This window comes from Halomonas borealis (assembly GCF_004798905.1).
GTDB classification, from domain to species: Bacteria; Pseudomonadota; Gammaproteobacteria; order Pseudomonadales; family Halomonadaceae; genus Halomonas; species Halomonas borealis.
The window spans coordinates 1-255 of sequence record NZ_SDMO01000090.1; the positions used below are offsets into that span (position 1 = coordinate 1).

Consider the following 255-nt stretch of genomic DNA (forward strand, 5'->3'; position numbering starts at 1 on the left):
AAATAAGTGAGCTGCAGAGTGACGAAGTAAACCAAAAGCATCTTCATGATCCGGTGTTACAATTTCAAAAGTTGCATCTTCTTTGATTGGACGGGTCACGTCAATAAGTTTGCCGTTGACTTTACCAGCCAAGGCTTTTTTAGCCAAACCAGGTGAGATTGATTTCGCAATTTCAAGTGTTGAGATGCCTGCCTCAAATTCTTTGACAGCACCATCTGGGAAAGTGATTTTAATCATATAAGCCTCCAATTTTTT

At 39.6% G+C, this 255-nt stretch carries 1 protein-coding gene; it reads right to left on the bottom strand.

Annotation, left to right across the window (positions count from 1 at the left end; genetic code table 11):
* Positions 1-237, bottom strand: a 237-nt coding sequence (locus ETC07_RS16265; protein WP_136249334.1) for a TGS domain-containing protein, incomplete at its 3' end; no start/stop codon positions are given.
* Positions 238-255: the final 18 nt, after the last annotated feature.